We start from the raw sequence: 21,013 nt of genomic DNA, 5'->3' as shown, positions 1-21,013 counted from the left end.
GGAGCAGGTAACTAGTTATGTAAAAATAACTATTTCAGTTGTGGAGAAATAGAAATAAGGTGAAATTTAATAAAAAATCGCTATAATTGTTACAAAATAAGTCGAGGTATGGAAAAAATTACGCCTTGATTTTGGTTTATCACATAGTATTTTTGCAATAATAGGATTCTATAATAGCTTTAGTAGGTTGAAATAATTAAAAGTGTTGATAACGTGAAATATATATAATAGAAGAAACACGATTTAATAGATAAAGTGAAACTTTAATCGGTGGGGGGCTTCCACTGATTATTAGTTGAACCAATCGGACTTTAATGGGCAGCCCGACCCCCACCTAACTTCTTTGCTTTCACTGAATTTTGAGGTGGGGGTCTTACTGCCCATTAAAGCGGGATAAATAAAAAACGTAGGAGTGTAAACTCCTACGTTTTTGTTTATTCATATCGTAAACATTCAATTGGATCCAGTTTGGCAGCTTTGTTAGCTGGCAGTAAACCGAATATAATACCGATTAACATGGAGATACCTACTGCAAGAAGTCCAAGTTCTTTTGAGACAACGAGTGGCCATCCAGCAAAGATGGAGACGATCCAAGCGAAGAAGATGCCGAGCATGAATCCGATAAAACCACCGAGTCCTGTTAAAATACAAGATTCAATTAAGAATTGTGTTAATACTTTACCACGCGTTGCACCAAGAGCTTTACGAATACCAATCTCACGTGTACGCTCTGTTACAGATACAAGCATAATGTTCATTACACCGATACCACCAACAAGTAAGGAGATAGCGGCAATACCACCGAATACCATTTTCATCATACCGATTGACTCATCTAATTGCTTCGTAAATTCACCTAAGTCTTGTGCTTCGAATTTGTGCTCAAATTTAGGAGCTTTCATTTCGTTTAAAACAGAAACGGCTTGTTTTTCTACATTTTTACGTTCTGTCGGAGAGGTCATTGTTAATCTTACAGAGTCATACTCAGTTACTCCTGAAATGACAGGAGCGTTTTCAAGTGATGTATAACCTTCAGGCATAGCCATTCCAAATTCGTTTTTTGTTTCGTATACACCGACTATTTTATACGGCTTTCCTTTTATATCTGTGTATAAATTTGATTCCCAACCATTAAACAATTTATTGAAAGCTTCTTCATTTAATATAACAGCAGGGATTGCTTGGTTTAATTCGCTGTCGTTTAATTCACGACCGTGAACTAATTTTATTTTTGAATCTGTCATAAAGGCGCCTGTTCCACCTTTTAAATCAAGATTTACATCTTTTGAACCGGCAGATGCTTTCACTTTCATACTTACATCTGGATACACATCTTTAACTCCTGACACAGTTTGCAGACGGTTTAGCATATCAGGTGTGATTTTTGCACTATCTGTTCCGTAATCGGGATTTTTGTAGTAAATGGTTACTTCATTATCTTTTCCTTGGCCTAATTCTTCTTTAAACTTTGCATTTGTACCATCACCCATTGAAATGATAGTAATAATGGCACTAATACCGATAATAATTCCTAGCATCGTTAAGATAGAACGCATTTTATGGGCAAAGATAGAGGAAAGGGCCATGCGTATATTTTCACTCGTGTTCAAAATTAACCTCTCCAATCTTGGACGATATTTCCGTCACGAATTACAATTTGACGTGCTGCAGCTTCCCCGATTTCACGATCGTGGGTAATCATAATGATTGTTGAGCCTTGTTTGTTTAATTCGTAAAAGAGATCCATAATTTGTGTACTCGTTTTCGTATCAAGTGCGCCTGTCGGTTCATCGGCTAAAATGAACTTTGGATTATTTACGATTGCACGTGCAACAGCGACACGCTGCTTTTGTCCACCTGATAATTCGTTCGGTAAGTGAGTAGCGCGATCAGCTAAACCGACTTTTGTTAAAGCAGCTAATGAGCGCTCGCGTCTTTCTTTTTTATCGACTCCAGCGTAAATAAGAGGTAGTTCTACATTTTGAAGCGCTGTAAGTCTCGGTAATAACATGAAGTTTTGGAATACGAATCCGATCTCCTTATTACGTACGTGTGCAAGTTCTGTTTCAGACATGTTTGAAATATTTTGACCGGCTAGTTCGTACGTACCTGTCGTCGGTTTATCTAAACAACCGATAATGTTCATTAATGTTGATTTACCAGAACCAGATGGTCCCATAATAGAGGTGAATTCTCCTTGGTTCAGTGTTACGTCAATACCGTGTAATATTTGAACGGATTCTGCACCGTTTTGGAAGGATTTCGTGATGCCTTTTAAGTTAATCACTGGGCGACAACCTCCATACCATCTTTTAAGTCTTTTTCCGGTTTAGAGATAATTTCCTCTCCTTTTTTCACTCCAGAAACTTTTGCTTCACTATCAGTTTCGAATTCAACAGTAACTGCTTGTTCTTTCGCTTTACCGTCTTTTACGACGAAGACAACATTTTTGTCACCTTTTTTCACGATGCTGCTTTTTGGAACAATTGTGCCAGTTGCTTCGCCAGATTTACTTGTTACGTAAACGTGGAAGCCGTTTTGTAATTCTTCACTATTATCTAATGTGACAGTGAATTGATAGTTAGAAACTGTTTTGTTTTCATCCATACTCTTTAATGGTGTAGAACCAATTTCTGTTACTTTTCCTGTCCAAGTCTTACCAGCGACCGTTTTTGATGAAACAGTTACTTCTTGCCCAACTTTCATACTAGCAAGCTCATATTCAGAAAGTTGACCTTTTACTTTAAATGGGCCAGCGTGACGAAGTGTAATGCCGCTCATACCTGTTTTTTCATCAGCGATTTTTACGATATCATCAATTACGCCATCGGCAGGGCTCGTTACTGAAAGTGTGTTTACTTTCTCTTTTGCTGCTTTAATCATCTCATCAGCTTTTTCCACTTCAAATTTCTTCATTTCAAGTTGTGATTCTAATTGCTGTACTTCAATTTCTGATGCTTTTAATGCTTCAGCAGGAAGGCCTGCATTTTTATCTTTTTGCAATTTTTGTTTCGCAGCATCAATTTGCTTTTGGAACAATGTTACTTCTTTTTGTGCGATTTTCTTTTGCATTTCTGCTTCTGTTACACCTTGTTTCGCAGTAGGGTCATTATATTTAAAAAGGAGTTGCCCTTTTTTCACTTCATCACCTTTTTTTACAGCTAATTCATACGTACCTTTTGTTGGATCAAATGAAATTGTTTCAATTCCGTTTGGAATGACTTCACCGCCAAATTTTTGCGCGTTTTCAATCTGTTTTTCTGTTACTTTATATCCGCTATATGCCATTGCTACTTCTGAACCGCCACCAGCAAATGCAAAGTATGATCCAGCTGCAATTCCGATTGCTACTACACTAGTAATTAACACTTTATTTTTCTTCTTCATCTATTTATCACCTTTTCGTTCGTTTTAGTATCTACATTAAGTATAGAAGAGGTAAAGAATCTGACAAATCGTTTTAGCTTACAATAACCTTACAGTTTTGTAAGGTATGAATATGTAAATGTAAGGTAGAGCTTGTCCCAGTGTAAGCAAATGAATTGACGCGTGTTTTTTTTCTTACAATAATATTGTATGAAGGAGAGGAGGAAGGAAGATGGAAGCTTATTTTAGTGCGCATCCATTAAAACCGTTTATTCCCTACTCAAGGCAACATGCCATTATATTATTTATTCTGTTGGTGGGAATCGTTTTTTTATATCAATACCAAGATGTATTACGTCAAAATGAGTGGAATATAACGGTTCGATATGCGATTGCATTTCTATTTATAGGGAGTGAAATTGGACTTCATATGTGGGAGTGGAAAGCAGGGATTTTTGAGCTAGCCACTTCATTACCGTTTGAGTTATGTACGATTAGTTTGTTGTTAGCGTCAATTATGATCATAACGAAAAGTTACCGTATATATGAGATTGTATTTTTTACAGGAATTATTGGTGCATCACAAGCCATTTTAACGCCAAACTTGCAGTATGCTTTTCCGCATTTTCGGTTCATTGAATATTTTATCGCGCATATATTGCTCATTTGGGCGCCACTCTTTATGACTTGGGTGGAAGGATATCGTCCGACAGTACAATCTATTAAACGCACAATGATATTTTTAAACATATTGATTCCGATTGTTTCGTTTGTAAATTACAAAACAGGTGGTAATTATATGTTTTTAGCTCATAAGCCAGAAACAGCTTCATTACTTGATATGTTAGGACCACATCCTTACTATATTATTTCATTAGAACTCGCAGCGCTTATTGGGTGTTTTATTTTATATATGCCATTTGCGAAAAGAGAAAAACAGTTACACAAAGAATCGTTAGGGTCATAACCTAGCGATTTTTTATATATTAAATATTTACAATTCAGAAAATTAAGAATAAAATTAAGGGGTAAATTATAGAGAGAGAAGGGCGAAAATGGTCAAAAAAGTATTTTTGAATGGGATGGAAGTGACGTTTCAATTTCTTATTTCAATTTTGGGTATTATTTGTTTAGGAACATTGCCGAAACTATTTTATGGATTTGAGCTGCATGCATCACAGTACATACAGAGTTTACAAGAAGTGTTTGTGAATTTAATGGACATCTCCAATTTTAAATATGTGGGAGATAAATTTTTATTTCCGCAGCTGTTCGTCCATTATAAAGAAACGATTATTATTTTTTTAGCTGCTTTTTTTATTTCATTATTTGTAGCATTTTGTATTGTTTATGTCATTATGAGTAGTTCACCGCGTATACAACATCGAATTAAATCATTTCTTATCTTCCTAGAATCCATTCCAGATATCCTTCTTATTTTAGTATCACAAATTTTAGTTGTATGGTTTTTTAAACAAACAGGTTTTTTACCTTTTCAAATTGCTTCAATTGGAGGCGAGTCGATTAGGGGGTTGCCAATATTGTGTTTGAGCATCCCGACTACGATTATGTTTGTAAAAATGATCGTGCTTCGTTTTGAAAATGAACTAGAAAAAGATTATGTACTATTTGCTAAGGCGAAAGGGCTGGGGCGCTTTCATATTTTAAATCGTCATATTTTACGAAATGTGTTGCTTAGTACATTATTCTTTGCGAAAACGAATATCTTTTTTATGTTATCTAATTTATATATTATAGAATGGATTTTTAATACGGGTGGTATTTTTATGTTTTTGAAATCGTATTTCGGTATTAGAGTTGAGGTTTTCATTGTTAGTGTGCTTCTTATATATATTCCGATTTTTATTTTATTTAAATTGTTTCATTATCTCATTCCGGCTGCGATGAAGGAGAGATTATAATATGTGGACGTATATAAAACGTGATAAAAGATTTTGGATAAGCATTGGGTTTCTTCTCCTATTAGTTCTTTTGAGCATCGGAAATACGATATGGAATGATGGACATATTAGACAAGTTACATTGCAATATGATGCGGATGAAAATCCGCAAGTACCACCGTTTTCACCTTCATTACAATTTTTACTCGGGACAGACCGGAAAGGGTACGACCTGTTACATTTAGTCATTGAAGGCGCAAAGTGGACGATTGGTATATCTATTTTAATTGCGGCACTTCGAATGGTAATAGGTGTGTTTTTCGGTGTCGTCCTCGGAACGTACATAAAAAGAGGATTTTCAAAAATTGAGGCTTTCTTTGATAGTTTTACAGTTATTCCGACAGTTATGATTGCGTATTTTTTTCTTCAATCTGCAAATACATTTGGAAGCGGAGAGGAGACAACAACCTTTTTTGAAAGGGCTTCGTTTCAAGTGGTATTACTTGTACTGCTTGTAATGCCAGTTATTGCACTGTATGTTGCGAAGGAAGTTCGTAAATTGCGAACGGAAGAATTTGTTGATGCCGCACGCATATTAGGTGGATCGAGAAGACATATTGTTATAAAACATCTTTTTCCGCACCTCTATATGACGTTTATACTCGTATTTCTTCAGCAGTTTACGCAGACTCTTACTATTTTACTGCACTTAGGATTACTTGAAGTGTTCTTTGGTGGGACTGTAATGTTTGGTGGACAAATAAAAGAGGTGGAATCTTATACGCATGAATGGTCAGGTTTAATTGGAGTATACTTTAGGTCATTAACAGTGAATCCGTGGATCCCTCTCGTTCCGATTACATTTTTTGGACTTACTATTTTTTCAGGAAATATGATTGTAAAAAGCATAGAAGAGGCGATGATGAAAGTAAGGTTAGGAGGAGAGCTAAAGAAGGATGTTGCAGAAGAGGAACAATCTGCTGTGCAGTCAAAAGAAGAGCTGTTTACATTTAAACATACGATGTGAAAAGAAGCAAGCATGTATTTCATGCTTGCTTCTTTTCTTTATTTTGTAGAAACTTCACCTTCAGCTTCTGATTGGGGAATATAGTAACCGATTATACCACCGATGATTGCTGGAATAATCCAGCCAATTCCTAAGTTATAAAAAGGAATGGTGTGTACGATATTCGCAATAAAACTTGGTATCATTTCCACATTATCAAGTGCGTGAATACAGCTAATAATGAATGCTGCGATCATTGCTCCGATGTAGACAGAAGGTTTACGTTTCGTATATTTATCAATAAATGATACGAAAATTAAAATGATTGTAATTGGATATAAAATAATTAATACAGGTAATGTAATTTTGATTAATAAACTTAAACCTAAGTTTGAAATCACGAAGCTAAAGATACAAACGTATAGTACAAGCTTTTTGTAAGAAACATTTGTTAGTACTGTTGCGAAATAGTTTGCAAATGCACTTACAACACCGATTGCTGTCGTTAAACAAGCGAAGATAATGGCGATACTTAATAAAACATTACCGCTTGTCCCAAAGAAGTGATACATAACAGTAGCTAATAGTTGACCACCGTTTTCGAATTGCCCTAAGTTTCCGTTTGAAGCTCCGATATAACCGAGTAAGAAGTAAACAATTGTTAAGAATAGAGCAGCGATGCTTCCGCAAATGATTGTATATTTTGCGATAGATTTCTTCTCTTGTATACCGTTTTGACGAATTGCATTTACAACGATTGTTGATAGTACGAGAGCACCGATTGCATCTAACGTTAAAAACCCTTCAAGAAATCCTTTGAAAAATGGAATTTCTTTATAGTCACCAACAGGTTCTGCAAACGTTCCTGGTGAAAGAATTGCTTTTGTTGCCATAATTGCAATAATTCCAAGTAAAATGGGCGTTAATATTTTTCCGATATGATCTACTAATTTTGATGGATTTAATGATAAGAAGTAGACGACTGTAAAGAAAATCGCACTAAAAACTAACATAGAGTACCATTGGTCTGGGAAAAGTGGTGCAATCCCAATTTCGTAAGATACAGATCCAGTTCGTGGAATAACAAATAGTGGGCCGATTGAAAGATAAATAATGATAGCGAATACTGCTGCGAATTTTGGATGAACACGGCTTGCTAACGTGTTAAAACTACCACCGGCAAGGGCAACAGCAACGATAGCTAGTAAAGATAAACCGACGTCTGTAATAATAAATCCTGTAATGGAGATCCACATGTTCTCTCCAGAAGAAAGTCCAAGGAGTGGCGGGAAAATCATATTACCAGCACCGAAGAAAACTGCGAATAGTAATAAACTAATCGAAAGTATTTGCGCTGGTTTTAAAGTTGTACGCATATAAAGAAAATCCTCCTACTGAGTGTTTTTGTCGAAAATTCAAACAATTTGTCGAGTAACTGTTATTATTTTAAAGGTCTGATGACTAGAAAGCAATAGGGAATTTTGAAAAAATTAAAAAATAATGCATTAAATCGAATAAATATACTATTTATATGTTTAATAGGAAGGATTTAACTTATAACGTAAAAAAACACATATCCTTAGGATACGTGTTTTAAAAAAATATTTTTTTATCACGTTCTTCTTTTAAAATTTCAACCGCTTCTCTGAAACGTTGTGAATGGACGATTTCTCGTTCACGTAAGAAGCGTAGGCTGTCATTTATATCTGGATCATCTGATAAGTTAATAAGCCATTGATATGTTGCGCGTGCTTTTTCTTCAGCCGCAATATCCTCGTATAGGTCGGCAATTGGATCACCTTTAGCTTGTATATAGGTTGCAGTAAATGGAACACCAGCAGCGTTATGGTAGTGGAGTGCACTATCATGATCAGCGTAATGAGGGTCAAGACCAGCAGCTTTCATTTGTTCAGGAGTCGCATCTTTCGTCAGCTTATAAACCATTGTAGCAATCATTTCAAGGTGAGCAAATTCTTCTGTACCAATATCGGTAAGGAGACCAATGACTTTATCAGGAATTGTATAACGTTGATTTAAGTAACGGAGTGCAGCAGCTAATTCTCCATCTGCACCGCCATATTGCTCAATTAATAATTTTGCAAGTGCTGGATTGCAAGTTCCTACTTTAACAGGGTATTGTAATTTTTTTTCATAAATCCACATAGTTTCTCTCCTTTATATTTGCCATGGCCAAGGACCTTTGCTCCATTCCCAAGGGGCATTAGAATAGCTATTTCCAAACTGTTGGAGTGGCCCGTATTTTTCTTCCATCTTTTGTTTTAATACTCTTCGTTTATAGGAAAAGTCATTAAATTGATTAATTGCAGCGGTGTCATCTGGATGTGTATCTAAATAAAGAGTGAGTTCAACTAGTACAAAGTCTAGTTCTTGGAGCTCCAGTAAAAGCTGATAGTATTCTTCTGGTAGCGATTGATTCACGTCAGTAGTCACCGCCCTTTTTTATAAGGATTTTCATAATAGTCATAAAAAACAGGCCATAAAGTCCCTTTTTGTAGTGCTTCTTTTGGTGTGAATTGTGGTAAGTTTGGCGGTTGAAAGCCTAAAAATAAATTAGGAGGAGTAGAATAATATTTTTTTCCGATCGGAGGACAAGGATCGAGAGGACTATGATAGGGCACGAATGATCTCATATATTTATTCACGAATAAACCTCCTTACATGTTCATTACTACGTATTGTATTCAGACATAATAGGCATTTATGACACATATAAAAAAGTAATAGGTACGGGGGGAATGAATGTGGAGACTGTGAAACAATTCATTGTATTGGAAGTGAAAAATTTAAAGGAAACGTTGTATTTTTACGAAGGGATTTTAGGAATTAAACCTAGTTTAGAAAGACCGCAATTAGATGTAACGGGGGTTTGGTATGATGCTGATTCAACGAGAATTAGTTTTGTTATGAATCGCATGTTAGGTGGACGGGAAAAAAGTATTACAGATTCATGTGAGGCTTTAACATTTACGATTTCTAACATAGAGAAATTGAAAAAGAAGCTAGCGTTTTATGAAATTTTATATACAGAAAATGAATGTGCGAGGAGTATTGTAGTACAAGACCCAGATGGATATAAACTTCAAGTAGTAGAGAAGGGTGAATAAAAGGAGGGGATTTAGTGGAGAGAAATTATGAAGAAAGTGCGTTATTTGAGCATCAATTTTGGCTAAAAGTGCTGAGTGATCATGCGCAATTTTTACTTGATGCGTTAGCTCCAAAGGAAAAAGAGGATATAAAAAAAGCTACTTCTTTTGTTGAGCTATTTACGAATTTGTTAAATAAAGTTCGGAATGTAAATCTGGTGGAATTCTCAAAAGAAGCAGAACAAGCAGCTAAGGAAATACGAATGTTTAAATTAAATATTATACAGAAACAGTTGGAAGGGAAAATTACAATTCATTTTACGCCAACTTTTATTAATCATATGGTAAACGAAGTGGAAGAGTATATAACGGTTTTAGAGTTTTTAAAGAAAGGGGAAGTTCCGCCTGTTTTTCATGAACTGCACTATCATCTCGTTTGGTTAACGGATGCGGCTGGTCATGCGGGTTCTATTTCTGGTGGGCTAGATCTTGTTGAAAAAAGATTAAAAGAGAAAAGCGAAGAATTTACGAAGCATTTTGAACAATTTTACTTAAAGGCGGTTGAGATGACTGGATATTTACGAACGGAGCTTCATCATTTTCCAGCATTAAAGAAGTTTACAAAAGATGTTTCACTTGAATTGAAATTATTTTCACATTTTTTACATGAAGTTGAAGAATTGGAGTTATCAAATGAAGTATTAAGTACATTATCAGCTAGAATGGCAGACCATATGGCAAGAGAGGAATGTTATTACTTATTAAAATTGGCTCAATCGTCTGGACTTGAAATGCCAAAATGTAATCCGCTTTAAAGAAAAAGAGGTCAATTTTATTTGGCCTCTTTTTCTGTTTTATTGTTTCTTTTTATTTTTGCTTGTTCAATACTTGCCTGTAATGTCTCCATAATATTGATGATGTTTGGGGCAGGAGAGATTGTTTCCGTTTTTTCCTGTTGTTCAATTTTATTTTCGATTAATTCGGTAAGAGCTTCTTTATATTCGTCTGTATATAACTCTTGTTCGAAAGGGTTTGTAAGGTGATGGATTAAATTAATTGCTGCGGTGAGTTCTTGTTTTTGAATCGGATAATTTTCGTTACTTGGTAAGTTAGGTGTATTTGTTATATCGCGAATTTCATTAGGGTAGTGAATGGTTTGCAACATAAGTCCATCTTCAAAGTTACGGATAATAGCTAAATGTTGTTTTTTTCTAATAGCAATATGAATAAGCCCAAGTTTATTTGTACGTTCAAGAGCTTCTTTTAATAACAAATATGATTTTTCATGTCCTGGGGTAGGGCCTATAAAATAAGAGCGGTCATAAAGAACAGAATCGATTTCGTCATTTTGGACAAAAGATATAATACGAATGGATCGTGGTTCGTGAGCTTTTTGCAACGCAGCTAATTCTTTTTCATCCATAATAATGTATTTATGAGGTGCGTATTCATAGGCTTTTACAATATCTTTATCATCAATTTCTTCATCCGTACAATCAGGAGCAAATTTTTTATATTTAATAGGTGTCAAGCACTCTTTATGGAGACTTAAAAATTTTATATCGTTTTCTTTTACGGCACTATATAGTTTAATTCCTATATTTAATAGTCCAAGTGAAAGTGCACCTTTCCAGACGGTATGCAAATGAAACATCTCCTTTCGTTCAAAAATGATTATGTATATTATGAGATAGTAAGAAATTTCCTATACGTTTTTTGTTTTTTACGGAAGGGATTGGGATATAAAATATATTGACAAGCCCTCCAAAATATTTTAATGTGATTGTATAAAATTGTGTATATAAAGGGGAGTAACTTATTACAGTAAAGTCGTCATTACAGGGAGAAACCCTCGGCTTTATTGGCAACGTTTCGTTGTTAGTGAGACCTTTACCAGCAATGGTAAAGGCCCCTTATTGTCTTTTTTAGGACCCTTACCATATTTGGTAGGGGCCTTTTTGTATACAAAGAGAGGAGAAATAAAAATGAAAAAACTGATTAGTAGATTAAGAGTTGTATTTCATGTTCGTCGATTTGTTCCATTCCTATTTGACTTTTTTACTTCAAAAGAGGTTTCAATAAAGAAGAAAATCTTATCCATTGCTTTTTTAGTTGGTTATGTAGCGATGCCGCTCGATTTAATTCCAGACTTCTTACCGTTTATCGGTATTTTAGATGATATTGGAATTGTGTTATTTATTCTGAACCGAATTGTAAAGATGGCGCCAGTTCAATTACAAGAAAAGCATAACGTAAACGTAGGATAGGAGTTGGAGTAGAAAATATGGAGCAAATGATTTTAGATATAATCGAGTTTTTAAAGCAGTTTTCTTATTTTGGAGTTGTATTGGCTTTAACGTTTGAATTTATTCCAGCAGAGGTAGTTTTGCCTATGGTTGGGTATTGGGTGTACGAGGGCGATATGAATTTTTGGCTAGCTGTATTAGCTGGAACACTTGGGGGAACGACAGGACCATTAACGTTATATGCACTCGGTTATTACGGTGGTCGTCCTCTATTAATAAAATATGGGAAATACTTCTTGATTAAAGAAGAACAAATTCAAAAAGCAGATGATTTCTTTGAGAGATATGGACCAGTTGTAGCATTTGTTGGACGCTTTGTACCGGGAGTTCGAACACTTATTTCTGTTCCATGTGGTATGGCAAAAATGAATATATGGAAATTTAGTATTTATACATTTGTAGCAATGTTCCCGTTAACGACTTTATATGTCTATTTTGGAATGAAATTAGGTCCACATTGGGAAAAGGCTGCGGATATTGTTGGACAATATATGCTACCGATATTATTAGTCGTGATTATTGTTGTCGGTGGTATATTTATCTATAAATTTATGAAAAAAAGAAACAAAACGGAATCTATCTAGTCACATGAATATTTTTTGAAAATAGACGAATAGTACAGGCAAAAGACTCTGGGGGACATACACATATAGGGAATATAAAAGAGAGAGGGGAAACAACTATGTCTTGTGAGTGCTCAGGGTCAGCTTTAACTTGTTGTCCAGATAAAAATTATGTGCAAGATAAAGTGTGTAGTCCGTGGTCAGGAACTGTAGTAGCAACTGCTATTACGAATGTACTGTACAACAATAATATTAATCAAAATATGATTGGAACAGGGTTTGTTCGATATGACGTCGGACCTGCTCCAATCACACTGACAATTTTAGATGCAGCAGGAGCTACAATTGATACACAAACATTAAACCCAGGAACAAGTATAGCTTTTACGTACCGTCGTTTCGTGACAATTGAAGTCACTTTACCTGCTGCAACAGCTGGAACATATCAAGGAGAGTTTTGTATAACTACACGTTATCCACTTTCATAATAGAAAAGGAGAGGGCTAAGATGTGCAATTCTAACTTATCATGCTGTTCCAGTAAAACACTTGTTCAAGATCAGGTATGTATAGATTGGGCTGCTACTGGCGCGGTAACTGAAACAGTGTATACGAATAACATTACACAAGATTTATATGCATCTGGATATGTAAAATATGATGTAGGTGTAAATCCAGTTACAGTAAACTTTCTAGTAGGTACGACAGTAGTGAATACAATTACTGTACAACCACAAAGTAGTGGGTCATTTACAGTAAGATACTTTACTACAATTCAAATCGTAACAACGGGAACGGGAGTAAGTCAAGGGCAATTATGTCTAACAGTACGTTATCCAATTTCATAAGAAAAAGCATACCAAAATGGTATGCTTTTTCTTATAGTTTGTAAGTTGAGGTCATAAATCACTTTAAAAGCAAAATGAGAATTGACAACAATATTTTCCTTCTATATACCGAATTGGATTATTTGGGAGATTAATAATTGCCACAGATTGTAATGATTGACCTGTATATGACATTGTGTTGCCAGGATAGACAGTAAAAGTATTTGTCACCTGTCCAATAATTTGAACCGTAACCGCTTCAGTACTACTAGTGCTATTATACACAGAAATATTACCCGATATTTTAAGTATACCATCTCCTTCCCATAAGATTAATGTAGAACTTTCAGAAGGCGGTGGAATTTCTTTTGTTATAAAGAAATTACCAGCGAATTCATTGTTGACTAATTCACAAGATGGTGGGTCAGGGGGAGTAGGTGGATCATAGGGAGGGCAAATGATAGATAAAGGGGCATAACAGCCGATATTTTTTTACAAGCCATTAATAGCTCCTCCCTTCATAGTTTCTTTTTATTACTATTAAATGTTGTAAAACGATAGTTGTGTTAAATAAAGGGGCAAAAATTTTATGAAAGTTTGTTTAATAGGCTTCCAACTCATAATAAAGAATTCTATTAGACAAAAAGTACTTGTTTTATGTAAATGTGGCATTTAAAATAAAATTGACTGTATATTTACAAAATTTAAATAAAATACATTTTTAGTTTAAATGAAGTTAATATATGTTCGATACAATAACCAGTGTAATTAATTTATTATATGAGGAGGATTCATGTGGAAAGAACAGCTTTACGAAAAGTAAAAGGTCTTATTGGATTATTAATGGTTTTTGTATTAGCATTCGTATCATTTCCGTGGAGTACATCAGTCAAAGCGGAAGAGAAGAAGCAAGAAAAGGCGGCACCAAGTGAAAAGAAGATAGTTTTTCCAGTTGTAAGTGATGTACATATTAAAAATAGTGGAACGGATGATACGTTTCGCTGGAAACGAGCGATTGAACAGTTCAATACGCTTGCACCAAAGCAAGATGCGTTTGTTATCGTAGGTGATTTCACAGATACAGGATCAGTGCAGCAATATGATCGTTTCATGCAAGTATATAATGAAAATGCAAATAAAGATGCAGTACGAATGAATTCTCTAGGAAACCATGATTATTGGAACGGTTTATCTGTAGAGGGAGCACAGAAGCGTTTCTTAGAAAAAACAGGTATGGAATCGATTTACTATCATAAAGTGGTGAAAGGGTATCACTTCCTAGTTATGTCTCCAGAGGATGGGACAACTCACGGATATTATTCAGACAAGCAAATTAATTGGTTAAAACAAGAAATGGTAAAGGCACAAAAGGATGATCCAGAAAAACCAATTTTCGTATTTTTACACCAACATATTAAAGATACAGTATACGGTAGCCAAGAATGGGGAACGCAAGATAGTGCAAAAATTAATGAGGTATTAAAACAATACCCACAAGTTATTACGTTTTCTGGCCATTCACACTATCCGTTAGATGATCCGAGATCGATTCATCAAAAAGACTTTACATCAGTTGGTACATCTTCTGTAAGTTATATGGAAGTTGAAGGTGGTAAAGTACAAGGGACTATCCCGCCAGGAGCTAGCACGTTAAGTCAAGGTTTATTAGTAGAAGTGGATGATAAAGAGGTAACAATTAATCGCCGCGATTTCCATACAAATTCTTGGACAGGCGAACCGTGGAAAATTCAGTTACCATCAAAGAAAGAAACATTTACACATGTAGAAGATCGTGATAAAGAAAAGCCTTATTTTGCAAAAGATGCGAAGTTATCGGTATCAAATGTAACAGAAAATGCAGCAACAGTAACATTCCAACAAGCATTGGACAACCTTCTTGTTCATTCTTACCGTGTACAAGCTAGAGATAAGCAAACAGGTGAAATAAAGAATAAATTGTTAGCATTCTCAGAGTTTTATCGTGATCCAGTGCCGAAAGAACTGACATTTACACTTGCAGGACTAGATGGCGGGAAAGCATATACACTAGAAGTCGTTGCGATTGATTCATTTGGCAATGAGAGTGTACAGCCGTTAACAGCAGAAATTACTACGAAAAAAGATAATATTGACCCGAATGTGAAAGTACCAAAAGCGGATGTTTTTGATGTGAACTTTGCAGATGGTACATTTAAAGACAATTCATCATTTGGTACAAAAGGTGATGTTAAGGGCAATGTGACTATTGAATATGATAAAGCATTGAAAAAGAATGTTATGAAGCTAAACGGAAAAGCAAATACATTTGGATATCTTCCGTTTTCAGCAGCACAAAAAGAGAAAGTAGCAAATACGTTTACGTTAGAAACTGTATTTTCAATGAATGAAATCCGCGGACAAGGTATTTTACAAAATACAGAGAGCGGTGGAATTGGTTTTGAATCTACAGGAAGTGGATATGTTGAATTATGGGCTCATATTGGCGGTAGCTATAAGCGTGTTGGCGTTCAATTAGCGGCAAATAAAACGTACCATTTAACAGGAACGTATAACGGAAGTGAAGTAGCTATTTATGTCGATGGTAAAAAAGTAAATAGCCAACCAGCTACAGGGAAAGTGTATCATCCAAATGTACCATTTGCACTTGGAGCGGATCCTGATAGCAATGGAAATGGTGGCATTCCGTTAAATGGACAAATCGCGCTTGCGAAATTATATAGTAAAGCGTTAAGTTCTTCAGAAGTATTAGCAGCGTACAATGAGTTTTATAACCGTACGAAGTTAGAGCAAGTAAATGCGTTATTTGAAGAACTTGGAAAAGTAAAAGAAGTGTTAGCTGGTACGTATGAGTTTGGGGATAAGCCAGGTCAATATTCAAAGGAAGCATTTCAAGAATTAGAGAAAAGCTATAATAATGCAAAACAAGTGTTTGAAAATGTAGCGAGTACGGGAGAACAAATTGTTCAAGCATATAATGAATTAAAAACTGCAAATCAAACATTTATACAATCTAAAGTAGTAGAACAACCGAAAACATTGAAAGAAAAATTACAAATGAATATTGAATCTGCAAAAGCAGTAGTGAAAAAAGCACAAGCTGCAAATGTAACAGACGGTTCAGTGAAATCATTGAGTCAAAAAATTACAGTGGCAGAATCTGTGTTAAAAGATGCGAAAGTAAAAGATACACAAGTAGAAACGATGAATCGTACGATGGAATATGCGATTTCACTCGTTGAAAAAAGCATAAACAAATAAGAGAGAAGAGAAAGAAGCTTATCATGATAGGCTTCTTTTTTGTTATACTAAAAGTAGCATAGAATGAAGGAGCGAATAATTTGGAAGAGAAAAAGTTAAAAAGAATTCTTGAATATGTATGGATCGCGGTTGTGCTCCTTGTAGGATATTATTTCTTAAAAGAAAAAAGTATATGGGTTCTATTTTTAATGACGTTCTTATTAGCGGGTTTAGGCACGTTATTTATTAACTTCTTCTTTGATAGTTTAAATGCATGGAAGAAGAAAAAGAAGGGAACGAAGTAAAGGAGGGAATATATGCAAAAGTGGAAGCTTATATATCAGGTGATTATTTTTCTATTGCTTGTAGGTATTGGCGTTTTTAAATACTCAACACCGATAGGAAATTGGGCATCGTTTACAGCTTGCATCGGCATATTTTTCATTTTACAATCGTTAACGAAAAAATATAATAATACAGAAAGATAGCTCGCCGTTTTATTGGCGAGCTATTTTGTTATGCTTTTTTCTGTTCATCGTTTGCTTTTTCAGTAGCTAAATGACTATGTTTTCTAGAGTAGAAGAAATAGAAGCATAAACCGACTATAAGCCAAGCTATAAAGCTAATCCATGTCGTTTTAGATAAATTAGCCATTAAATATAAACAGCAAAGAATAGCGACAACTGGTAATACAGGTACGAAAGGTGTACGGAATCCGCGTTTCAAGTCAGGGTGTGTTTTTCGTAAAATAAGTACTGCGCAGCAAACGAATGTGAAGGCTGTTAATGTACCGATATTTACTAAATTCGCTAATACGTGCAGATCTAAAAGTCCTGCTAATAAAGCGGCAACAACACCAGTAATCCACGTATTTAATAAAGGGATTTTCACTCTTTTATTTACACGTGCTAACGCTTTTGGAAGTAGGCCATCGCGGCTCATCGCATATGAAACGCGAACTTGTCCATACATAACGACTAAGAGAACAGTTGTCATTCCAGTCATCGCTCCAACAGCGAGTAGTCCTGCAATCGTATCTTCACCAACGAAATGCAAAGCAAACGCAACTGGATCAGAAACATCTAATTGTGTATACGGAACCATACCTGTTAAAACGAAAGATACAATCATGTATAAAACAGTACAAATAAGAAGGGAACCGATAATGCCAATTGGTAAATCACGCTGTGGTTTTTTCGTTTCTTCCGCAGCGGTTGCGATTGCATCAAAGCCTAAGAAGGCGAAGAATACAGTAGCAGCTCCAGTAATAATACCGTCGTATCCGAATGGGATGAACGGTGTCCAATTTTCAGGTTTTACATATTTTGCACCTGCTACGATAAAGGCGATAATAACGGCTAACTTGATCAGAACCATAATATTATTAATGCGTGCGCTTTCACGTATACCAAAACTTAAAAGACCAGTAATGATGAGTAAAATACAAACAGCTGGTAAATCAATGAGACCACCTTTTCCTACGCCAGGTGCCGAGGCGATTATGGCGGGCAGATGGATGTTAAATCCTTGTAGTAAAGACTGTAAATAACCAGACCAACCGACAGCTACTGCTGCGACTGCCAGTAAATATTCGAGCATTAAACACCATCCGACGATGAAGGCGACGACTTCCCCGACTGTCATGTATGCGTAAGTATACACACTTCCTGAGACAGGAATAGAAGAAGCAAATTCGGCATAACAAAAGGCTACACAAGCACAAGTAAATGCAGCAATAAGAAATGATAACATAATACCAGGACCAGAATGTTTCGCTGCAACAATACCTGTTAATACAAAAATCCCTGTGCCAATTACGGCGCCAATTCCTAAAAACGTTAAATCAAGTGCGGTTAATGTTCTTTGTAGTTGTCGTGGTGATTCAGTAGTAATCGCCTTTTTTCGTAATAATGATTTCACTTTGGACTCTCCCCCCGTTTTTCATTTCCATAACTGCGAATGTAGTATGAGCCCACTAGAAAAGAGTATGTAAGGAAATCGAGGTACAGTTATGGTGCGTAGTTTTTAAAATTGCTGGATTAATCTTAATATAATTCAGAATATTTTGTCAAATAAAAATATGACAAATAAAATGCGGATGAATAGGAGAAACTACTTGCAGGAATGGACGAGGGTTAACGACCCACTGATTAAAGTTAAAGTAGGAGAAGATGTTATGTTATTTTATTTTGAACTTGTCGTCATTTTACTTTGTACGAAATTAGCTGGTGATATTAGCGTGAGGCTTGGCCAGCCTTCTGTACTTGGTAAATTAATTATTGGTATTATTATCGGTCCAGCTGTACTTGGTATTATAAATAGTTCTGAATTAATCGATGAACTGAGTGAGATTGGTGTTTTGCTACTTATGTTTATGGCTGGACTTGAAACAGATTTAGAAGAGTTAAATCGGAATTTGAAATCATCATTTGCAGTAGCGGCCGGTGGAATTATTTTTCCTTTCATCGGTGGTTATGTAACAGGATTGCTGTTTGGATTAATACAATCTCATGCAATTTTTTTAGGATTATTACTTTGCGCAACGTCAGTTAGTATTACGGTGCAAACACTAAGAGATTTAGGAAAAATGAATACGAGAGAAAGTACAACGATTTTAGGTGCTGCCGTATTTGATGATGTCATCGTCGTTATTTTATTAGCGTTTGTTATGAGCTTTTTAGGAACGCAAGATGTGAATATAACACTTGTTATCGTAAAGAAAATTATCTTCTTTGTTAGTATTGTTTTTATTGCATGGAAAGTTGTTCCTTGGATTATGAAAATGCTCGTGCCGCTTCGTGTAACAGAAGCGCTAATTAGCGCGGCTCTTATTATTTGTTTTTCTTTTTCGTATTACAGTGAAATGATGGGAATTGCAGGTATTATTGGAGCATTTGCAGCTGGAATTGCCATTTCTCAAACAGAGTATAAGCACGAAGTAGAACATAAAATCGAACCGATTGCTTATGCGATATTTGTGCCGGTGTTCTTCGTAAGTATCGGAATGGAAATTACATTTCAAGGCATTGGAAGTCAGCTTTGGTTCATTATCATTATGACGCTCATTGCGATTTTCACAAAGTTAATCGGATCAGGTTTAGGAGCAAGGTTAACAGGATTCAACCTTCAATCTTCTATTAGTATCGGTGCGGGAATGGTGTCGCGTGGAGAAGTAGCACTTATTATCGCAGCAAATGGACTTACGGCGAATTTATTAGCGAAAGAAAATTTCACAGCGATTGTAATTGTTGTTATATTGACGACGATTATTACGCCGCCGCTTTTAAAGAAATATTTCGTGTAAAGAGGAAGAGCTTATCTGATGTAGGTAAGCTCTTTTTTTATTGGAAAAGCAATAGTCATGTGGCATGAAAGGTTTGTAATTATGGTAAAATCTATGTATGTGATATGACAAGGAGAAGGATGTGTTTGAGGATTACGAAGGGAAAGATTATAGGTGTAATTATACTTCTTTTATTGTGCATACCATTTACTGCATGGAAAGAATCAAAAGTGAAAGATTTTCCGGTTTCTATTTTCTCGGAAGAAGCAGATGGTGAGTACGACCAGAAGCTGAAATATACTGCTTTTTTACCTGATGTTGCGATTTGGATGAACGGTTGGGAAAAGAAGTGGACAGAAGGGGAAAGAACTGTTTACCAAAAAGGGAATCGCATTGTAAATGTGTTTCATCCTCCTGGCGATGATGGTTTTTACCTTCTTGAAGCAAGAGAAAATAAGTAAACGCAACCGTAAGAAGTGGAGGTTAAATAGTGAAAGCTTCAACGTTACTATTTAAAATTGAAAGTAATATGGATCAATTTTCACCAGCTGAAAAGAAGGTTGCCATGTACATAACGGAGAATGCAGAGATTGTTCCGAACTTAACGACGAAAGAAGTGTCAACGAATGCGGGCGCAAGTGAGGCGAGTGTTGTTCGCTTTTGTAAGTCGATTGGAATCGGAAGTTTTAAAGCATTTAAAATCGCGCTCGTTCGCGAATTAACGATTGCTGATTATAATATTAACGATTTTTCAGTGATGAATACGGAAGATGGACCGTACGACTTGTTTAATAAAGTTACATATGTGAATAAAGCTGCAATTGAGGCAAGTGTTACGGCTATAGATAAAAAAGAACTTGAGAAAGCTGCAGATCGTATTGTAAATGCGGATAAGATTATATTTTACGGAGTCGGTGGATCAGCTCCTCCAGCGATGGACGGGGCTTATAAATTTACAAGACTCGGATTTACTGCAATGATGCTATCTGATTTTCATATGATGTTGCCGCTTGTGACGAATTTAAAAGAGGGCGATATATTTGTAGCGATTTCAACATCTGGTCGTACGAAAGATGTACTCGAAATGGCGCAATATGCGAAGAGACAAGGTGCAACAGTTATTGCGATTACGAAGCTTGACCAGTCATCACCGTTATATAAAGAGGCGGATATTCGTCTTTGTATGCCAGATGTAGAACAAGATCATCGTATTGCAAGTATTGCTTCGAGAATGACACAATTGAATATGATTGATGCTTTATATGTCATTACGTTTAATCGTATTGGTAATAAAGTATTGGATCAATTTATGGAGACAAGAGAAGAAGCTTTGCGGTTACGGAAGTTAAAATGAAAAGATGGGGACCCCATCTTTTTTTTTGCATACGGACATAAATTCGTCATGAAGAGAAATGAAATTT

The 21,013-nt window shown here is 35.6% G+C and carries 25 protein-coding genes; 15 read left to right on the top strand and 10 right to left on the bottom strand.

What is annotated here, in order from left to right; translation table 11 throughout:
* Positions 1-434 precede the first annotated feature (434 nt).
* The 3 genes from LMD38_RS21985 to LMD38_RS21975 are packed head-to-tail and all read right to left on the bottom strand — an operon-like array spanning position 435 to position 3,387.
* Entirely contained in the window at positions 435-1,586 is a 1,152-nt protein-coding gene (locus LMD38_RS21985; RefSeq protein ID WP_404841256.1) for an ABC transporter permease, read from the bottom strand.
* Positions 1,587-1,612: 26 nt separating this feature from the next.
* Positions 1,613-2,287, bottom strand: a complete 675-nt coding sequence (locus LMD38_RS21980) for an ABC transporter ATP-binding protein (RefSeq protein WP_000609100.1) — start codon at positions 2,285-2,287, stop codon at positions 1,613-1,615.
* Complete coding sequence (locus LMD38_RS21975) at positions 2,284-3,387, bottom strand: efflux RND transporter periplasmic adaptor subunit (RefSeq protein ID WP_000728817.1); 1,104 nt, start codon at positions 3,385-3,387, stop codon at positions 2,284-2,286. Before LMD38_RS21975 ends, LMD38_RS21980 begins: the two co-directional genes overlap by 4 nt.
* Before the next feature lie 211 nt (positions 3,388-3,598).
* On the opposite strand from LMD38_RS21975, the gene LMD38_RS21970 reads away from it, so the two are divergent.
* From LMD38_RS21970 to LMD38_RS21960, 3 genes are all read left to right on the top strand, one after another.
* Positions 3,599-4,333: a YwaF family protein gene (locus LMD38_RS21970; protein ID WP_061131360.1), complete on the top strand. Its 735-nt coding sequence runs from the start codon at positions 3,599-3,601 to the stop codon at positions 4,331-4,333.
* Between the two features lie 88 nt (positions 4,334-4,421).
* Entirely contained in the window at positions 4,422-5,288 is an 867-nt protein-coding gene (locus LMD38_RS21965; RefSeq protein ID WP_048554252.1) for an ABC transporter permease subunit, read from the top strand.
* A gap of 1 nt (position 5,289) precedes the next feature.
* Positions 5,290-6,294 carry an ABC transporter permease subunit gene (locus LMD38_RS21960; RefSeq protein WP_062821550.1) on the top strand — a complete coding sequence of 335 codons (1,005 nt, stop codon included), beginning with the start codon at positions 5,290-5,292 and terminating at the stop codon, positions 6,292-6,294.
* A gap of 38 nt (positions 6,295-6,332) precedes the next feature.
* On the opposite strand, the gene brnQ2 is transcribed toward LMD38_RS21960, so the two are convergent.
* The 4 genes from brnQ2 to LMD38_RS21940 all read right to left on the bottom strand — a co-directional run bounded on the left by brnQ2 (position 6,333) and on the right by LMD38_RS21940 (position 8,936).
* Positions 6,333-7,649 (bottom strand): branched-chain amino acid transport system II carrier protein BrnQ2, encoded by a 1,317-nt coding sequence (gene brnQ2 / locus LMD38_RS21955; RefSeq protein ID WP_016716543.1) that lies wholly within the window; start codon positions 7,647-7,649, stop codon positions 6,333-6,335.
* A gap of 217 nt (positions 7,650-7,866) precedes the next feature.
* Positions 7,867-8,436, bottom strand: coding sequence for a spore coat protein CotJC (gene cotJC / locus LMD38_RS21950; protein ID WP_000265273.1), 570 nt, complete (start codon positions 8,434-8,436; stop codon positions 7,867-7,869).
* A 12-nt stretch (positions 8,437-8,448) separates the two neighbouring features.
* Positions 8,449-8,712: a spore coat protein CotJB gene (locus tag LMD38_RS21945; protein ID WP_001076510.1), complete on the bottom strand. Its 264-nt coding sequence runs from the start codon at positions 8,710-8,712 to the stop codon at positions 8,449-8,451.
* Between the two features lie 8 nt (positions 8,713-8,720).
* Positions 8,721-8,936, bottom strand: a complete 216-nt coding sequence (locus LMD38_RS21940; protein WP_001046257.1) for a spore coat associated protein CotJA — start codon at positions 8,934-8,936, stop codon at positions 8,721-8,723.
* A 33-nt stretch (positions 8,937-8,969) separates the two neighbouring features.
* Between LMD38_RS21940 and LMD38_RS21935 the strand changes: the two genes are divergently transcribed.
* Both LMD38_RS21935 and LMD38_RS21930 read left to right on the top strand, forming a co-directional pair.
* Complete coding sequence (locus LMD38_RS21935) at positions 8,970-9,398, top strand: VOC family protein (RefSeq protein ID WP_134198098.1); 429 nt, start codon at positions 8,970-8,972, stop codon at positions 9,396-9,398.
* Positions 9,399-9,412: 14 nt separating this feature from the next.
* Positions 9,413-10,192, top strand: a complete 780-nt coding sequence (locus LMD38_RS21930) for a DUF2935 domain-containing protein (RefSeq protein ID WP_062821551.1) — start codon at positions 9,413-9,415, stop codon at positions 10,190-10,192.
* Positions 10,193-10,209: 17 nt separating this feature from the next.
* Here the strand turns inward: LMD38_RS21930 and ku are convergent, their stop codons facing one another.
* Entirely contained in the window at positions 10,210-11,022 is an 813-nt protein-coding gene (ku, locus tag LMD38_RS21925) for a non-homologous end joining protein Ku (protein WP_062821552.1), read from the bottom strand.
* A 340-nt stretch (positions 11,023-11,362) separates the two neighbouring features.
* Between ku and LMD38_RS21920 the strand changes: the two genes are divergently transcribed.
* The 4 genes from LMD38_RS21920 (at position 11,363) to LMD38_RS21905 (ending at position 13,093) form a co-directional block, all read left to right on the top strand.
* A complete protein-coding gene (locus LMD38_RS21920) occupies positions 11,363-11,644 on the top strand; it encodes a YkvA family protein (protein ID WP_000733844.1) in 282 nt (93 codons plus the stop codon).
* 17 nt (positions 11,645-11,661) lie between these two features.
* A complete protein-coding gene (locus LMD38_RS21915) occupies positions 11,662-12,267 on the top strand; it encodes a DedA family protein (protein ID WP_061183532.1) in 606 nt (201 codons plus the stop codon).
* 98 nt (positions 12,268-12,365) lie between these two features.
* Positions 12,366-12,734, top strand: coding sequence for a DUF3992 domain-containing protein (locus tag LMD38_RS21910; RefSeq protein ID WP_042515701.1), 369 nt, complete (start codon positions 12,366-12,368; stop codon positions 12,732-12,734).
* Positions 12,735-12,754: 20 nt separating this feature from the next.
* Positions 12,755-13,093, top strand: a complete 339-nt coding sequence (locus LMD38_RS21905; RefSeq protein ID WP_062821553.1) for a DUF3992 domain-containing protein — start codon at positions 12,755-12,757, stop codon at positions 13,091-13,093.
* A gap of 63 nt (positions 13,094-13,156) precedes the next feature.
* Here LMD38_RS21905 and LMD38_RS21900 read toward each other — a convergent pair whose 3' ends face one another.
* A complete protein-coding gene (locus tag LMD38_RS21900) occupies positions 13,157-13,558 on the bottom strand; it encodes an S-Ena type endospore appendage (protein ID WP_228920380.1) in 402 nt (133 codons plus the stop codon).
* Positions 13,559-13,867: 309 nt separating this feature from the next.
* Here LMD38_RS21900 and LMD38_RS21895 point away from each other — a divergent pair, with 309 nt between their 5' ends.
* From LMD38_RS21895 to LMD38_RS21885, 3 genes are all read left to right on the top strand, one after another.
* Positions 13,868-16,330 (top strand): LamG-like jellyroll fold domain-containing protein, encoded by a 2,463-nt coding sequence (locus LMD38_RS21895; RefSeq protein WP_062821555.1) that lies wholly within the window; start codon positions 13,868-13,870, stop codon positions 16,328-16,330.
* 80 nt (positions 16,331-16,410) lie between these two features.
* A complete protein-coding gene (locus tag LMD38_RS21890; RefSeq protein WP_000391504.1) occupies positions 16,411-16,614 on the top strand; it encodes a hypothetical protein in 204 nt (67 codons plus the stop codon).
* A 12-nt stretch (positions 16,615-16,626) separates the two neighbouring features.
* Positions 16,627-16,797, top strand: a complete 171-nt coding sequence (locus LMD38_RS21885) for a hypothetical protein (RefSeq protein WP_016716549.1) — start codon at positions 16,627-16,629, stop codon at positions 16,795-16,797.
* A 28-nt stretch (positions 16,798-16,825) separates the two neighbouring features.
* Here LMD38_RS21885 and LMD38_RS21880 read toward each other — a convergent pair whose 3' ends face one another.
* Complete coding sequence (locus tag LMD38_RS21880; RefSeq protein WP_000838699.1) at positions 16,826-18,229, bottom strand: branched-chain amino acid transporter BcaP; 1,404 nt, start codon at positions 18,227-18,229, stop codon at positions 16,826-16,828.
* A 160-nt stretch (positions 18,230-18,389) separates the two neighbouring features.
* On the opposite strand from LMD38_RS21880, the gene LMD38_RS21875 reads away from it, so the two are divergent.
* The 3 genes from LMD38_RS21875 (at position 18,390) to LMD38_RS21865 (ending at position 20,946) form a co-directional block, all read left to right on the top strand.
* Positions 18,390-19,613 carry a cation:proton antiporter gene (locus LMD38_RS21875; protein ID WP_370530089.1) on the top strand — a complete coding sequence of 408 codons (1,224 nt, stop codon included), beginning with the start codon at positions 18,390-18,392 and terminating at the stop codon, positions 19,611-19,613.
* Between the two features lie 125 nt (positions 19,614-19,738).
* Complete coding sequence (locus tag LMD38_RS21870; protein WP_001223243.1) at positions 19,739-20,053, top strand: hypothetical protein; 315 nt, start codon at positions 19,739-19,741, stop codon at positions 20,051-20,053.
* A 29-nt stretch (positions 20,054-20,082) separates the two neighbouring features.
* Positions 20,083-20,946, top strand: coding sequence for a MurR/RpiR family transcriptional regulator (locus LMD38_RS21865; RefSeq protein WP_062821556.1), 864 nt, complete (start codon positions 20,083-20,085; stop codon positions 20,944-20,946).
* The last annotated feature ends 67 nt before the right edge of the window (positions 20,947-21,013 follow it).

The sequence above is a fragment of the Bacillus pacificus genome (assembly GCF_020861345.1).
Taxonomy (GTDB): Bacteria; Bacillota; Bacilli; order Bacillales; family Bacillaceae_G; genus Bacillus_A; species Bacillus_A pacificus.
The sequence above is the reverse complement of the archived record's forward strand: the minus strand, read 5'-3'. Positions and strand labels throughout refer to the sequence as shown.

Coding starts and splice junctions, on each gene's coding strand:
- LMD38_RS21985 (WP_404841256.1), bottom strand. CDS start 1,586: ATGGCCCTTTCCTCTATCTTTGCCCATAAAATGCGTTCTATCTTAACG.
- LMD38_RS21970 (WP_061131360.1), top strand. CDS start 3,599: ATGGAAGCTTATTTTAGTGCGCATCCATTAAAACCGTTTATTCCCTAC.
- LMD38_RS21875 (WP_370530089.1), top strand. CDS start 18,390: ATGACAAATAAAATGCGGATGAATAGGAGAAACTACTTGCAGGAATGG.
- LMD38_RS21915 (WP_061183532.1), top strand. CDS start 11,662: ATGGAGCAAATGATTTTAGATATAATCGAGTTTTTAAAGCAGTTTTCT.
- LMD38_RS21975 (WP_000728817.1), bottom strand. CDS start 3,387: ATGAAGAAGAAAAATAAAGTGTTAATTACTAGTGTAGTAGCAATCGGA.
- cotJC (WP_000265273.1), bottom strand. CDS start 8,436: ATGTGGATTTATGAAAAAAAATTACAATACCCTGTTAAAGTAGGAACT.
- LMD38_RS21920 (WP_000733844.1), top strand. CDS start 11,363: ATGAAAAAACTGATTAGTAGATTAAGAGTTGTATTTCATGTTCGTCGA.
- LMD38_RS21960 (WP_062821550.1), top strand. CDS start 5,290: ATGTGGACGTATATAAAACGTGATAAAAGATTTTGGATAAGCATTGGG.
- LMD38_RS21885 (WP_016716549.1), top strand. CDS start 16,627: ATGCAAAAGTGGAAGCTTATATATCAGGTGATTATTTTTCTATTGCTT.
- brnQ2 (WP_016716543.1), bottom strand. CDS start 7,649: ATGCGTACAACTTTAAAACCAGCGCAAATACTTTCGATTAGTTTATTA.
- LMD38_RS21905 (WP_062821553.1), top strand. CDS start 12,755: ATGTGCAATTCTAACTTATCATGCTGTTCCAGTAAAACACTTGTTCAA.
- LMD38_RS21910 (WP_042515701.1), top strand. CDS start 12,366: ATGTCTTGTGAGTGCTCAGGGTCAGCTTTAACTTGTTGTCCAGATAAA.
- LMD38_RS21965 (WP_048554252.1), top strand. CDS start 4,422: ATGGTCAAAAAAGTATTTTTGAATGGGATGGAAGTGACGTTTCAATTT.